We start from the raw sequence: 15033 nt of genomic DNA, 5'->3' as shown, positions 1-15033 counted from the left end.
CCGGTGATCGGGCGGGCGGCCGCCCCGAGCGACAGGGAGTGCCCCGTGCAGCTGCGGCGTGGGAGGACGGCGAACGCCAGGAGGGCCGCCCTGGCGTTCGCCGTTCTCGCGGGAACCCTGGGCAGCGCGCCGATCGCCGTGGCCGCGCCGCCCGCCCCCGGGACGACCACGTCTCCCGCCACCGACACGGCCGCGGCCGCGGCCGCGGCCGGGAGCCTCTCCGTGTGGCCACGCCCCCATTCCCTGCGCGCGAACGGCGCGGCGGTCGAGGTGACCGACGAGGTCGCGCTGATCACGGACGAGGCGTCCGACCCGTACGCCGTCCGGGCGGTGCGGGAGCTGCTGGGGGAGGCTGGGGCGCGCCGGTTCACCGCCCCCGGCGCACAGGTGCCCGAGGGAGCGCTGGTGGTGCGCGTGGGCGGGGAACGCACCCCGGGCGACCCCCGGCACGCCCTTCCGGCCGGCGGCTACGCGCTGACCGTCGGCAAGGGCTCCGTCTCCCTCTCGGGCGCCGACGGGGCCGGACAGTTCCACGCCGTGCAGACCCTGCGGCAGCTGCTGCGCCCGGACGGCACGATCACCGCGGCCGTCGTCCGCGACTGGCCGGGCACCGCCGTGCGCGGCATCACCGAGGGCTTCTACGGCACCGCGTGGACGCACCGGCAGCGGATGGCCCAGCTGGACTTCATGGGCCGCACCAAGCAGAACCGGTACCTCTACGCGCCCGGCGAGGACCTGCTGCGGCAGGCCCGCTGGCGGGAGCCGTACCCGGCGGAGCGGCGCGCGGAGTTCCGGGAGCTGGCCGAGCGGGCCCGGCGCAACCACGTCGCGCTCGGCTGGGCGGTCGCTCCGGGGCAGGCGATGTGCTTCGCCTCGGACGAGGATGTGCGCGCGCTGACCCGCAAGCTGGACGCGATGTGGGCGCTGGGGTTCCGCGCCTTCCAGCTGCAGTTCCAGGACGTCAGTTACAGCGAGTGGCACTGCGGGGCGGACGCGGACCGGTTCGGGTCGGGCCCCGAGGCCGCCGCCCGCGCGCAGGCGCACGTGGCGAACGCCGTCGCCCGGCACCTGGCGGGCCGTCACCCGGACTCCGCGGCCCTGTCGTTGATGCCGACCGAGTACTACGAGGAGGGGTCGACCGCGTACCGCCGGGCCCTCGCCGGTGCCCTGGACGCGGGTGTCGAGGTGGCGTGGACGGGGGTCGGGGTGGTGCCGAGCACCATCACCGGCGGTCAGCTCGCGCAGGCACGGGAGGTGTTCCGGCACCCGCTGGTGACCATGGACAACTACCCGGTGAACGACTACGCCCCCGGCCGGATCTTCCTCGGCCCCTACCAGGGGCGTGAACCGGCCGTGGCCGCCGGTTCTGCGGCTCTGCTCGCCAACGCGATGGAGCAGCCCGAGGCGTCGCGCATCCCGCTGTTCACGGCCGCCGACTTCGCCTGGAACCCGCGCGGCTACCGCCCCCAGGAGTCCTGGCGGGCCGCGATCACCGACCTGGCCGGCGGTGACGCCCGGCGCGAGGCGGCCCTGACCGCGCTCTCCGGGAACGCCGCGTCCTCGGTGCTGGGCGGCAAGGAGTCGGCGTATCTGCGTCCGCTGATGGAGGAGTTCTGGCGGACCCGGGCGACCGCGCGCGGCGCGGACGAGACCGAGGAGGCCGCCCGGCTGCGTACGGCCTTCACCGCCCTGCGGAAGCTGCCGGAGCGGCTCTCCGGCACCGCGCTCGGCACCGAGGTCGCGCCCTGGACCGAGCGGCTGGCCCGCTACGGCGACGCCGGTACGACGGCGCTGGACATGCTGCGCGCGCAGCGGGCCGGGGACGCGGGCGCCGCCTGGGCCGCGTACCGGAGGCTGGGCGGGCTGCGGGACGGGGCCGGATCCGCGCGGGTGACCGTCGGCGAGGGCGTGCTGGAGCCGTTCCTGAGCCGGGCGCAGAAGGCGTACCGGAGCTGGGCGGGCATCGACCACGAGCCGCCGACGCGGTCCGGCGGCGACCGTGCGCTCGACCTCCCGGACGCCCGCGCGATGGACGCCGTCACGGTGCTCACCGAGCCGGGGACGGAAGGCGCCGTGGAGGTGCGCGTGCCCGGCGAGGGATGGCGCCGTCTCGGCACGCTGTCCGGGCAGGGCGCCACCGAGTTGCGCACCGGCGGCGATCCGGTCGACGCCGTCCGGGTCACCGGTGCCGAGCCGGCCCGGGTCCGGCATCTGGTCCCGTGGTTCGCGGACGAGCCCGCCGCCTCCCTGGAGCTGCCCGACGACCGCGCGGACGCCGACATCGGCGGCACCCGGCGGCTGACGGTCACCCTCGGCTCGCTGCGTCCCGACGAGGTGCGCGGCCGACTGACCGTGAAGGCGCCGAAGGGCCTCGACGTCCGGGTGCCCGAGAAGGCGCTGACCGTTCCGCGCGGTACGCCGGTGGAGGTTCCGGTCGAGGTGACCGTGGAACAGGACACGCCCGCGCGGTCGTACGACGTCCGGTTCGGCTTCGGGGACGCGACCCGCACGCTGACGGTCCACGCCGTGCCGCCCACCGCGGGTCCCGACCTGGCCCGTGCGGGCCGGGCGAGCTCCTCGGCCGACGAGACGCCCGACTTCCCGGCCTCGGCGGCGAACGACGGCGACCCGGAGACGCGTTGGTCCTCCCCCGTCGAGGACGACGCCTGGTGGCAGGTGGAGCTGAAGCGTCCGGTGCGGCTGGGGAAGGTGGCGCTGCACTGGCAGGACGCGCATCCGTCGGCGTACCGCGTGGAGGTCTCGAAGGACGGCCGGAACTGGCGCAGGGCGGCGGAGGTCCGGGACGGCAAGGGGGGCCGGGAGACGGTCCGCATGGACGAGCGGGACGTACGCCACGTCCGTGTGCAGGGCGAGAAGCGCGCGACGCGGTACGGGTATTCGCTGTGGTCGGTGGAGGCGTACGCGGTCGCGGACTGAGCGTCCGGGCGTCCGGCTTCCCACGGGACGCCTGACCTCGGCACTTCTTCGTGCCGCACTTCGCCCGAACTTTCCGCGCGGAACTATTCACTCAGTACATGTACTCAGTACATACTGACGTCATGAGCACCCGTCACATCCTGCTGGGCCTGCTCGTCTCGGGGCCGAGCCATGGCTACGACCTCAAGCGACGCCACGACGAACGGTTCCCGCAGGCCCGTCCGCTGGCCTACGGGCAGGTCTACACGACCCTGCAGCGCCTGGTCCGGGACGGCCTCGCCGAGGTCGAGGGCACCGACTCGGACGGCGGACCCGAGCGGACGATGTACCGCGCCACGGACCAGGGCACGCGTGAACTGACCGTGTGGGCGGGGGAGATCGCCCCGCCCGCGCCGTTCGTGACCAACGAGATCTTCGCCAAGGTCGTGGTGTCGATCCTGTCCGACGGCGACCCCGCCGGGTACCTGCGCGCCCAGCGCGCCGCCCATATGGAACGGATGCGGGAGCTCACCGCGGTGAAGGCGGCACCGGGTGCGGACCTGACGACCGTGCTCTCGGCGGACTTCGCCCTCAACCACCTCGACGCCGACCTCCGCTGGATGACGACCACGGCGGCCCGGCTCACCACCCTGACCGCGGAGGTCGACACAGCATGAGCGACGGGGACAACACGGCGGGGCCGCTGCTCACGGGCCGCGGACTGGTCAAGGCGTACGGCAGGACCGAGGCGCTGCGGGGCGCCGGCATCGCGCTGAACGCCGGCGAGATCCTCGCGGTGACCGGCGCGAGCGGCAGCGGCAAGTCCACACTGATGCACTGCCTCTCCGGCATCGTCCGCCCGGACGCGGGCTCGGTGACGTACGCCGGCCGGCATCTGGAGGACCTGCCGGAGAAGGAACTGAGCGAGCTGCGCCGCACCCGCTTCGGGGTGGTGTTCCAGTTCGGCCAGCTGATCCCGGAACTGACCGCGGTGGACAACGTGGCACTGCCGCTGATGCTGGCCGGCACCGGCCGCGCCGAGGCCCGGTCGACGGCCGGGGAGTGGCTGGAGCGGTTCGGGGTGCGGGCTCAGGGGGAACTGCGGCCCGGGGAGATGAGCGGCGGTCAGGCGCAGCGGGCGGCGCTGGCCCGGGCGCTGGTCACCGGACCCGAGGTGGTCTTCGCGGACGAGCCGACGGGCGCGCTGGACTCACTGGCGGGCGAGCAGGTGATGACGGCCCTGGTGCACACGGCCCGTGAGGCCGGCACGGCGGTGCTGCTGATCACGCACGACGCGCAGGTGGCGGCGTACGCGGACCGTGAGGTGCAGCTCCGGGACGGCGTCGTGGCGCCGCTGGGGGTGACGGCATGACGACCTCCCTCGGCGCCGATCTGCGGCTCGCCTGGCAGCTCACCCGCGGTTCCGACCGGCGGGAGTGGTGGCGGATCGCGCTCACCGCCACCGGGGCGGCGCTCGCGACCGGGTTCGCGCTCACCGCCGGCGCGCTGGCCTCCCTGCGCGGCGGCCGCTCCAGCGTCTCCCTCGCCGCCGGCCTGCTCAACGAGCCCGGTACCCGGTCCGGGGTGATCCTCGCCCTACTGCTGCTCCTCGTCCCGGTGCTCGGGTTCCTCGGCCAGTGCACCCGCATCGGGGCCGTGCACCGCGACCGGCGGCTGGCCGGGCTGCGGCTGGCGGGGGCGACCCCGGGGCAGGTACGGCGGATCGCCGCGCTGGAGACCGGGCTGGCCTGTCTGCTCGGGTCGGCGGCCGCGACGGTCGTCTCGGTGCCGGTCCTGACCGCGGTGTGGGAGCGGCCCGCCGCCCTCACCTGGGTGGTGCTCGCGCTGGTCGCGGTCGCCGTGCCGGTGCTGGGCGCGACGGCGGGGGTGCTGGCGCTGCGGCGGGTGGTGGCGTCGCCGCTCGGCTGGGTGCGCCGGGTCGGCCCGGCCCGCCCGGGGCGCGGTCCGGGACGGCTGTTCCTGCTGTCGCTGCTGCCGGTGGCGGGGGCGGCGCTGCTCGCGGCCACCACCTCGTCGGACACCACCCGGGGCCCGGGGCAGTGGCACACGCCGATGGCGGTGTTCGGCGGGCTGCTCGCGGTCGGCGCGGGTTCGGTGTGGCTGTCCGGGGCCACCTGCCGGGTCCTGGGGCGGAGACTGGCGGTCCGGGCCCGTTCGGCGGCCACCCTGATCGCGGCGGAACGGCTGCGCGACGACCCGTGGGCGGCGGCCCGTGCGCACGCCGCGGTGCTGCTGGTGACGGTCGCGGGCACCGGGTTCATGGGCGTACGGCACACCATGGTCGACGCGCTGCGCCGGGACGATCAGCTCGGGGAGTCCGTCGGGTACTACATGACCGGGCTGAACCTGACCGCCGCCGCGCTCGCGGTGGGTCTGCTGATCACCCTGTCCGCCCTCGCCGTGGGCACCGCCGAGTCGATCGCCACCCGCCGGCGGAGCCTCGCCGCCCAGGTCGCCGCCGGGGTGCCGCGCGCGGTGCTGAACCGGGCGCTGCTGCTGGAGACCGCGCTGCCGCTCGCGCCGTCCCTGCTGGTGGCGGGCGTCGGCGGCCTGACGGTCGGGGCCGGGTACTCCACGGTCACCGGGGCGGACGTCCTGCCCTGGTCCGCCCTGCTGGTCCCGTTCACGGTCTACGCCTGCTGCCTCCTGGCCGCGGCCACCGCCCTCCCCCTCCTGCGCCGCACCCTGCGCCCGTCGGAACTCCGCCACACCTGAACGGCTCCGGCCCCGGGGGAACGGGGGTTCTCCGGGGCGGGAGCGCCCCGCGCGGGGAGCGGGGTCACCCGGTGCGCAGTCCTGGAGCCCGTCGAGCCGGAGTTCCGGCGCCCGGCCCCGCCCCCTCCCGCGCCACCGGCCGCACCGAGCGAGGACGCCTGCCGCGCCGGACCGGACGGTGGCCGACGCGGTGGCCTCCGCCCTCGGTGCCGGACGCTGCGGCGGGCCGAGTACCGGGTCCTGCTGCCGATGCGAAAGGCCCGGATCGGGTCAGGCAGAGATGCCGTCGATCCGGGCCATGGCGTCGTCCGCGCCGTACGGTTGCAGGTACGGCAGCCAGCGTGGGTCCCTGTGGCCCGTGCCGATGATGCGCCAGGCCAGACCCGTGGGCGGAGCGGGTTTGTGGCGCAGGCGCCAGCCCAGCTCGATCAGATGGCGGTCGGCCTTCACGTGGTTGCAGCGGCGGCAGGACGCCACCACGTTGTCCCAGACGTGCTTGCCCCCGCGACTGCGCGGGATGACGTGGTCGACGCTGGTTGCGACGCCACCGCAGTACATGCACCGGCCCCCGTCGCGGGCGAAGAGCGCCCGGCGGGTGAGGGGAACGGGCCCCCGGTAGGGGACCCGCACGAAACGCTTGAGCCGGACCACGCTGGGTGCGGGGACTGTGACGGTCGCGCTGTGCAGATAGGCGCCGGTCTCCTCGAGGCAGACTGCCTTGTTCTCGAGGACGAGCACGAGCGCGCGGCGGAGCGGTACGACACCGAGCGGCTCGTACGACGCGTTGAGGACCAGGACATGCGGCACGGATGGCCTCCTTGTACGCCGGCGGCGCGTGGCTCGCGCCGGGACGATCCGTAGTCAGTTTCCCCTCATGCCTGGTGGAAGCGCCACCATGTCCCGGTAACGGGCTGGGAGTGTTTTCGACCACACCCCGGTTCATCCCCAGGATCATGGCCTGTTCAAGCGCAGGTGAGGACGGTCTCTTCTTCACACACGCGGCCGTTCCCCCCACAATGCCCCGTTAGTGTGGTGGTTCTGCCCGTCCGGTGACCCGATCGTGACCTTGCCGGACTTGACCGCCGCGCCGGGGGCAGATCGTGCACCTGGAGGTACCTGCCGTGTCCTTGTCCGTCGCCTTGTCGGCCGCCGATCCGTCGCCGACGCCCTCGGAGTCGGGGACCCCGCGGGTGCCCTCGCTCCAGGACGCCCAGGAGAGCGCCACCAACGCCGCCGGCTGGGTCGAGGAGAACTGGTCGACATGGCTCGCGATCGGGCTCAGGGTCCTGCTGATCCTGGTGATCGCGGTGGTGCTGAGAGTCGTGGTGCGGCGGGCGATCACCAAGATGGTCGACCGGATGTCGCGGACCGGCCAGGCGGTGGACGGCACCTCGCTCGGCGGTCTGCTGGTCAACGCCGAGCGGCGCCGACAGCGCTCACAGGCGATCGGCTCGGTGCTGCGTTCGGTGGCGTCGTTCCTGATCCTGGGCACGGCCGCGCTGATGATCCTCGGCACCTTCCAGATCAATCTGGCGCCGCTGCTGGCCTCGGCCGGTGTCGCGGGCGTCGCGATCGGTTTCGGTGCGCGCAACCTGGTGACGGACTTCCTGTCGGGCGTCTTCATGATCCTGGAGGACCAGTACGGCGTCGGCGACTCGGTCGACGCCGGGGTGGCCTCCGGCGAGGTGATCGAGGTCGGGCTCAGGGTGACGAAGCTGCGCGGGGACAACGGCGAGATCTGGTACGTCCGCAACGGCGAGGTCAAGCGCATCGGCAACCTCTCCCAGGGCTGGGCGACCGCGGGTGTCGACGTCACCGTCCGTTCCGACGAGGACCTGGACCGGGTGAAGGCCACGCTGAGCGAGGTCGCCGAGAAGATGGGCAAGGAGGAGCCCTGGAACGAGCTCCTGTGGAGCCCGATCGAGGTGCTCGGCCTGGACTCGGTGCTGCTGGACTCGATGGTGGTCCGCGTCTCGGCGAAGACCATGCCGGGCAAGTCCCTGACCGTGGAGCGGGAGCTGCGCTGGCGCATCAAGCGCGCCTTCGACGCGACCGGCATCCGTATCGTCGGCGGTGCCACGGCCACGGAGGACATGCCGGCCGCCGACCCGACGGCCGGCATGGCGGCCCCCTCCGCCTACGCCAGCTCCGTCTCCCCGCAGTCGATGGCCGCGTCCCCGCTGCCTCCCCCGACGAGCACCACGAAGTAACCGCCGGCCGGCACAGGGCGGCACCCGGAACTCCCGGGTGCCGCCCTTTCCCGTTTCCCCCCTTGACGCCCCCTCCGGGCCGGGCTTACGTTCCTCCCCATCCGACAGGAAACTTTCCTAACAGTGATCGACGCGAACGCTCCGGGATGGACGTCGCACACCGGCCGCTGAGAAGCTGGGCGGCGAGGAAGGGCAGGTGTCGCACCCCATGGCAGGAACCGCCGGTACGCCGGGCACCCCGCGTGTGCTGCGCGCCATGAACGACCGCACCGCCCTGGACCTCCTGCTGGAGCACGGCCCGCTGTCCCGCACCCGGATCGGCAAGCTCACCGGCCTGTCCAAGCCGACCGCCTCCCAGCTCCTGGCCCGGCTGGAAGCGGCCGGGCTGGTCCTCGCCACCGGCACCACCGAGGGCCGCCCGGGCCCCAACGCCCAGCTGTACGAGGTCAACCCCTCCGTCGCCCACGCGGCCGGGCTCGATGTCACCCCCCAGCGGATCCGCGCCGCCGTCGCCGACATCACCGGCCGCACGGTCGGCCTCCACCTGGTGCCCACCCCCGGCCGCCGCACCGCGGTCCCCGTCGTCCAGCAGGTCACCGACGCCCTGGACGGCGCGGTGAAGGCCGCGGGCCTGTCCCGCTCGGACGTCCACCGCCTGGTCATAGGGACCCCGGGCGCCTTCGACCCGAACACCGGCCGCCTCCGCTACGCCTCCCACCTCCCCGGCTGGCACTCCTCCACTCTGCTCGACGAGCTGGCCGCCGCACTGCCGATGCCGTTCGAGTACGAGAACGACGTCAATCTGGTCGCCCTCGCCGAACAGCGCCTCGGCGCGGCCCGCGACCACAGCGACTTCGTGCTCCTGTGGAACCAGGAGGGCCTGGGCGCCGCCCTGGTGCTCGGCGGCCGGCTGCACCGCGGCTGGACCGGCGGCGCCGGCGAGGTCGGCTTCCTGCCGGTGCCGGGCACACCCCTGGTCCGCCAGGTCACCAAGGCCAACAGCGGCGGCTTCCAGGAGCTGGCCGGCTCGCAGGCGGTTCCCCGGCTCGCCCGCGAGCTCGGCATCGGGAACATCCCGCAGGGCCCCTACACCGAAGCGGCGGCCGCCCTCCTCGAACGCGCCGCGGCCGCCCCCGACGACGGATCCCACCGCCGCCTCCTCCAGACCTACGCCACCCGCCTGGCCACGGGCCTCGCCTCCCTGGTCTCCGTCCTCGACCCCGAACTCGTCGTCCTGAGCGGCACCGGCCTCACCTCCGGCGGCGAGGTGCTGCGCACCCTCGTCCAGTCCGAACTGGAGGAACTGGCCGCGCCCCGCCCCCGTCTCGTCGTGGGCGACGTCCGTGAACACCCCGTGCTGCGCGGCGCGCTGGAGAGCGCGCTGGCGACCACCCGCGACGAGGTCTTCGACACCTCCCGCTAGTCCCGCTCCACCCCGTTCCCCTCCCACCCCTGCCCCAGGGAGCACCGTCATGCCCGGAATATCCAGAAAAGCAACACTCGCCCTGGCCGCCACCGCCTCCCTCACCCTGCTCACCACGGCCTGCACCGGCCAGGCGGGTTCCTCGGCGGACGGCGCCACGGACGACCCGAACGCCGAGACCACCATCACCTTCTGGCACGGCTGGAGCGCCCCCGCCGAGGTGAAGGCCGTCCAGGCCAACGTGGACCGCTTCGAGGAGGCGCACCCCAACATCAAGGTGAAGGTCGTCGGCAACATCAACGACGACAAGCTCAACCAGGCGCTGCGCGCGGGCGGTTCGAGCGGCCCCGACGTGGTCTCCTCCTTCACCACGTCCAACATCGGCAAGTTCTGCTCCTCGGGCGCCTTCCTCGACCTGAAGCCCTTCATCGAGAAGTCCGAGCTCGACCTCGAGGCGACCATCCCGAAGCCGATGCTGGACTACACCCAGTTCGAGGGCACCCGCTGCGCCCTCCCCTTGCTCGGTGACGCCTACGGCCTCTACTACAACAAGGACGCCTTCGAGAAGGCCGGCATCACCCGGCCCCCGAAGACCTGGCCGGAGTTCGCCGAGGTGGCCAAGAAGCTCACCGAGCCCCGGGGCGACACCTACGACCAGCTCGGCTTCATGCCGACCTACCACGGCTACGAGACGGTCGTCGACCACTACATGTCCCAGTGGGACCACGCCTACTTCGACGCCGACGGCAAGTCGAACATCGCCAAGGACCCGGCCTTCGCGGAGATGTTCACCTACCAGAAGAAGCTCGTCGACGACCTCGGCGGCTTCACGAAGCTGGAGAAGTACCGCCGCACCTTCGGCGACGAGTGGGGCGCCGAGCACCCCTTCCACACCGGCCAGGTGGCCATGCAGCTGGACGGCGAATGGCGCCTGGGCATGGCCAAGGACGCCGGCGTCGACTTCACCATCGGCACCGCGCCGATGCCGGTCGCCGACGACGAGGTGGACGAGTACGGCAAGGGCTTCCTCTCCGGCACGATCATGGGCATCGCCCCGCAGAGCACGAAGCAGAACGCCGCGTGGGAACTGGTGAAGTACATGACGACCGACACCGAGGCCGTCGTGGCGTTCGCCAACGCCATCCGCAACGTGCCCTCCACCTTCGCGGCCCTCGAGTCCCCCGGCCTCAAGACGGACCCGGCCTTCAAGACCTTCCTGGACATCGCCCAGCACCCCGAGTCCAACACCCCGCCGGCCTCCGTCAACGGCTCGACGTACCAGACGACGCTCCAGGACTTCGGCTACCAGTACGAGTCGGGCAAGGCGAAGGACCTGAAGGCGGGCCTCGCCAGGACGGCACGGCAGATCGACCGAGACATCGAACAGGCGAAGTAGCGCCCCATGCCCACCCATACACTCCGCGCGAAACACCGCGCCTCGACGCTGAGAACGCTCGCCTTCCTCTCTCCCTGGCTCATCGGCTTCGGCGTCTTCTTCGCCTACCCCCTGGTCTCCACCGTGTACTTCTCCCTCATGAAGTACGACGGCTTCGGCGTCCCGGAGTTCCAGGGCCTCGACAACTGGACGTACGTCTTCCAGGACTACCCGATGTTCTGGCCGGCCCTGCGCAACACCCTCTGGCTGGTCCTGGTCATGGTGACCTGCCGGGTGGTGTTCGGCCTGGGCATCGGCCTGCTCATCACGAAGATCAGAACGGCCACGGGCGCCTTCCGCACCCTCTTCTACCTCCCCTACCTGGCCCCGCCGGTGGCCGCGACCCTGGCCTTCGTCTTCCTCCTCAACCCCGGCACCGGCCCGGTCAACTCCGTACTGGAGGGAATGGGCCTGCCGGCCCCGGGCTGGTTCACGGACGCCACCTGGTCCAAACCGGCCCTGACGGCACTCGCCCTCTGGGGCGTGGGCGACCTGATGGTCATCTTCATGGCCGCCCTGCTGGACGTACCGAAGGAGCAGTACGAGGCGGCCTCACTGGACGGGGCGAGAGCCTGGCAGCGCTTCCGCTTCGTCACCCTCCCCAACATCTCCCCCATCGTCCTGTTCGCCGTCGTCACGGGCGTGATCCAGACGATGCAGTACTACACACAGCCCCTGGTGGCCGGAAAGGTCGCCTCGGGAATCATCGGCGGCTCCGGCCAGCAGTTCGAACCGGGCTACCCCGACAAGTCCACCCTGACCCTCCCCCAACTCGTCTACAACCTCGGCTTCCAGCGCTTCGACTACGGCGCGGCCTGCGTGGTGGCCCTGGTCCTCTTCGCCCTGTCGATGGCCTTCACAGCCCTGCTGATGCGCCGCCACGGCGGCCTCATCACGGCAGGTGACAGATGACCCAGCTGCTGAACGCACCCGCACCACCCCTGACGGCACCACCGGAACAACGCCCGCCCCGCCGCAAGGCCCTCCTCGAATGGATCGCCGTCCACGCCCTCGGCGTGGCGGCCGCGCTCTTCTTCACCCTGCCGTTCGTCTTCGTGGTCCTCACCTCGCTCATGAGCGACCAGCAGGCCCTCACCCGCGACCTGGTCCCCGACACCTGGCAGTGGGAGAACTACCGCAAGGTGTGGGACACCCCCGGCTTCCTCACGTGGTGGCGCAACACCCTGCTCTACGCGGGCCTCGGCACCGTCCTCACGGTCGTGTCCTCACTCCCGGTGGCCTACGCGCTCGCCAAGTTCCGCTTCCGGGGCCGCAACCTGTCGGTCATGCTGGTGATCTCGATGATGATGCTGCCCCCGCAGGTCGTCGTCATCCCGATGTACCTGTTCTGGGCGAAGCAGCTGGACCTCTCCGGCAGCCTCTGGCCCCTCATCATCCCGATGGCGTTCGGCGACGCCTTCTCCATCTTCCTCCTGCGCCAGTTCCTCCTCACGATCCCCGACGAGTACCTGGACGCGGCCCGGGTCGACGGCTGCGGCGAACTCCGCACCCTCCTCAGGGTCGTCCTCCCCATGGCCAGGCCCGGCATGGCCGCCGTAGCCCTCTTCCAGTTCTTCTACGCCTGGAACGACTACTTCGGCCCCCAGATCTACGCGTCGGAGAACCCGGCCGCGTGGACCCTCTCCTACGGTCTGGAGTCCTTCAAGGGGGCCCATCACACCGACTGGAACCTCACCATGGCGGCGACCGTGCTCGTCATGGCCCCCGTGATCCTCGTGTTCTTCTTCGCCCAGAAGGCGTTCGTCGAGGGCGTCACCCTCACCGGAGTAAAGGGTTAAGCATGAAACTCACCGTGGTCGGCGGCGGCTCGACCTACACCCCCGAACTCATCGACGGCTTCGCCCGGCTGAGGGACGCCCTCCCCCTCACCGAGCTGGTCCTCACCGACCCGGCGACCGACCGCCTCGACCTGGTCGGCGCCCTGTCCCGCCGTATCTTCGCCCGCCAGGGCCATCCCGGCACCATCACCACCACCACGGACCTGGACGCGGCGGTCGACGGCGCCGACGCGGTCCTCCTCCAACTGCGGGTGGGCGGCCAGGCGGCCCGCATGCAGGACGAGACATGGCCCCTGGACTGCGGCTGCGTCGGCCAGGAGACCACCGGCGCCGGCGGCCTGGCCAAGGCGCTGCGCACGGTCCCGGTCGTCCTGGACATCGCCGACCGGGTACGCCGGGCCAACCCCGACGCCTGGATCATCGACTTCACCAACCCCGTGGGCATCGTCACCCGGGCCCTGCTCCACTCAGGTCACAAGGCACTGGGCCTGTGCAACGTGGCGATCGGCCTGCAGCGCAAGTTCGCGGCGCTCCTGGACACCGACCCCGCCGCCCTCCACCTGGACCACGTGGGCCTCAACCACCTCACCTGGGAGACGGCGGTACGCAGGGAAGGCCCCACCGGCGAGAACATCCTCCCCCACCTCCTGACCGCCCACGGCGACACGATCGCCGCCGACCTCCGCCTCCCCCGCCCCCTCCTGGACCGCCTGGGTGTGATCCCGTCCTACTACCTGCGGTACTTCTACGCGCACGACGAGGTCGTACGGGAACAGCGCACGAAGCCCTCCCGGGCGGCCGAGGTGGCGGACATGGAACGCCGTCTCCTCGCCCTCTACGCCGACCCGGCCCTCGCCGAGAAGCCGGCCCTGCTGTCAAAACGCGGCGGCGCCTACTACTCCGAGGCGGCGGTCGACCTGGCGGCGGCCCTGCTCCGCGGCGCCGGCTCCCCCCACCAGGTGGTCAACACCCTCAACAACGGCACCCTCCCCTTCCTCCCCGACGACGCGGTCATCGAAGTCCAGGCGACCGTGGGCCCGAAGGGCGCGACCCCCCTCCCCGTCGCACCCGTCGACCCCCTCTTCGCGGGCCTGATGGCCAACGTGACGGCCTACGAGAACCTGGCCCTGGAAGCGGCCCTGCACGGCACCCGGGACCGCGTCTTCCGCGCCCTGCTCGCCCACCCTCTGATCGCCCAGCACGAGTACGCCGACCGCCTCACGGACGACCTCATCGCACACAACCGGGAGCACCTCACGTGGGCCTGACCGCAGGTGTCCTCGCCATCGACGCCGGCAACAGCAAGACGGACGTGGCGGTGATCGCCCCGGACGGAACGGTGCCGGCGACGGCCCGGGGCGAGGGCTTCCGCCCCCCGGCGGTGGGCCTGGACCGGGCGATGAGCACCCTCGCGACGACCGTCACCAGAGCCCTGACCACAGCGGGAGCATCCGCCCTCTCCCACGTCTCGGCCTGCCTGGCCAACGCCGATCTGCCCGTCGAGGAGGAACAGCTGACGGCGGCTCTGGCCGACCGCGGCTGGGGCAGGACCGTGGAGGTGCGCAACGACACGTTCGCGATCCTGCGCGCAGGGGTGACGGAGCCCCGGGGCGTGGCCGTCGTCTGCGGTGCGGGCATCAACTGCGTGGGCATGCGCCCCGACGGGCGTACCGCCCGCTTCCCGGCGATCGGACGGATCTCCGGTGACTGGGGCGGGGGTTGGGCGCTGGCGGAGGAGGCCCTCTGGCACGCGGCGCGTGCGCAGGACGGACGCGGGGCGCCCACGGCACTGGCGTCCGCGCTGCCGGCGCACTTCGGTCTGCCCGACATGCCCGCGCTGATCGAGGCACTGCATCTGGAGAAGGTGGCTCCGGCACGCCGCCACGAACTGACGCCGGTGCTCTTCGCTACCGCGGCGGAGGGAGACGGGATCGCACGCGCGATCCTGGACCGCCAGGCGGAGGAGATCGTGACGATGGCTGTGGTCGCGCTGAGACGGCTGGACCTGCTGGACGAGGAGACGCCTGTGCTGCTGGGCGGGGGTGTGCTGGCGGCACGGCACGCTCTGCTGCTCGACCGGATCCATGACCTGCTGGCCGAGCGGGCGCCGAAGGCGGTGGCCCGGGTGGTGTCGGTGCGGCCGGTGCTGGGGGCGGGGTTGCTCGGTCTGGACCGTGTGCGGGCGCCGGCGTCCGCGCGGGATCGACTGCGCGAGCACTTCGGGGGGTAGGCGCGATCGAGGGCGGCTGCCCAACCCGGGTTCTGCCGGACCGGCTTGGCGCCCCGGCACTCGCGCGGTGCCCGGTGTGGGTGTGGGCCGGGGGGTGGTTGCGCAGCCCGGCGCTTGCGGGGTGCCGTCGCGCCCACCCGTGCCCCCCCTGCGGCACGACTGCCCGCGGATGCGGCGGCAGGCCGCCGACGGCGGGGAGGGGACGGGGCGGGGGTGTCCGCCCGCAGTGGCTGGCGCGTCCGCACCCCGCACCCCCACCAACAAGCCCCATCGCGCCAGTCCGA

The 15033-nt window shown here is 72.6% G+C and carries 12 protein-coding genes; 11 read left to right on the top strand and 1 reads right to left on the bottom strand.

The genetic code is table 11. The features are described 5' to 3' along the window. The first annotated feature begins 45 nt into the window (after positions 1-45). The 4 genes from ACZ44S_RS00060 (at position 46) to ACZ44S_RS00045 (ending at position 5652) form a co-directional block, all read left to right on the top strand. Entirely contained in the window at positions 46-2937 is a 2892-nt protein-coding gene (locus ACZ44S_RS00060) for a beta-N-acetylglucosaminidase domain-containing protein (protein WP_466922417.1), read from the top strand. Positions 2938-3059: 122 nt separating this feature from the next. Beyond that, positions 3060-3593 (top strand): PadR family transcriptional regulator, encoded by a 534-nt coding sequence (locus ACZ44S_RS00055; protein ID WP_466922415.1) that lies wholly within the window; start codon positions 3060-3062, stop codon positions 3591-3593. Further along, positions 3590-4288, top strand: a complete 699-nt coding sequence (locus ACZ44S_RS00050; RefSeq protein WP_466922412.1) for an ABC transporter ATP-binding protein — start codon at positions 3590-3592, stop codon at positions 4286-4288. Before ACZ44S_RS00055 ends, ACZ44S_RS00050 begins: the two co-directional genes overlap by 4 nt. Beyond that, complete coding sequence (locus ACZ44S_RS00045) at positions 4285-5652, top strand: FtsX-like permease family protein (protein WP_466922410.1); 1368 nt, start codon at positions 4285-4287, stop codon at positions 5650-5652. Before ACZ44S_RS00050 ends, ACZ44S_RS00045 begins: the two co-directional genes overlap by 4 nt. Positions 5653-5922: 270 nt before the next feature. On the opposite strand, the gene ACZ44S_RS00040 is transcribed toward ACZ44S_RS00045, so the two are convergent. Beyond that, positions 5923-6459, bottom strand: coding sequence for an HNH endonuclease (locus ACZ44S_RS00040; RefSeq protein WP_125506459.1), 537 nt, complete (start codon positions 6457-6459; stop codon positions 5923-5925). A gap of 314 nt (positions 6460-6773) precedes the next feature. On the opposite strand from ACZ44S_RS00040, the gene ACZ44S_RS00035 reads away from it, so the two are divergent. The 7 genes from ACZ44S_RS00035 to ACZ44S_RS00005 all read left to right on the top strand — a co-directional run bounded on the left by ACZ44S_RS00035 (position 6774) and on the right by ACZ44S_RS00005 (position 14749). Further along, a complete protein-coding gene (locus tag ACZ44S_RS00035; RefSeq protein WP_466922408.1) occupies positions 6774-7862 on the top strand; it encodes a mechanosensitive ion channel family protein in 1089 nt (362 codons plus the stop codon). Positions 7863-8070: 208 nt separating this feature from the next. After that, positions 8071-9285 carry an ROK family transcriptional regulator gene (locus ACZ44S_RS00030; protein WP_466922406.1) on the top strand — a complete coding sequence of 405 codons (1215 nt, stop codon included), beginning with the start codon at positions 8071-8073 and terminating at the stop codon, positions 9283-9285. A gap of 49 nt (positions 9286-9334) precedes the next feature. Beyond that, positions 9335-10681 carry an ABC transporter substrate-binding protein gene (locus ACZ44S_RS00025; protein WP_466922403.1) on the top strand — a complete coding sequence of 449 codons (1347 nt, stop codon included), beginning with the start codon at positions 9335-9337 and terminating at the stop codon, positions 10679-10681. A gap of 6 nt (positions 10682-10687) precedes the next feature. Then, positions 10688-11632 carry a carbohydrate ABC transporter permease gene (locus tag ACZ44S_RS00020; RefSeq protein WP_466922400.1) on the top strand — a complete coding sequence of 315 codons (945 nt, stop codon included), beginning with the start codon at positions 10688-10690 and terminating at the stop codon, positions 11630-11632. Then, positions 11629-12519, top strand: a complete 891-nt coding sequence (locus ACZ44S_RS00015) for a carbohydrate ABC transporter permease (protein WP_466922398.1) — start codon at positions 11629-11631, stop codon at positions 12517-12519. The genes ACZ44S_RS00020 and ACZ44S_RS00015 overlap by 4 nt, the downstream gene beginning before the upstream one ends. Positions 12520-12521: 2 nt before the next feature. After that, the gene (locus ACZ44S_RS00010) at positions 12522-13787 is read left to right on the top strand and encodes a 6-phospho-beta-glucosidase (protein WP_466922395.1); all 1266 of its coding nucleotides are present in this window, start codon (positions 12522-12524) and stop codon (positions 13785-13787) included. After that, on the top strand, positions 13778-14749 hold the full coding sequence (locus ACZ44S_RS00005) for an N-acetylglucosamine kinase (RefSeq protein WP_466922393.1): 972 nt from the start codon (positions 13778-13780) through the stop codon (positions 14747-14749). Before ACZ44S_RS00010 ends, ACZ44S_RS00005 begins: the two co-directional genes overlap by 10 nt. Positions 14750-15033: the final 284 nt, after the last annotated feature.

The organism is Streptomyces malachitofuscus (genome assembly GCF_055571035.1).
This window is presented reverse-complemented; position numbering and strand designations above follow the sequence as displayed.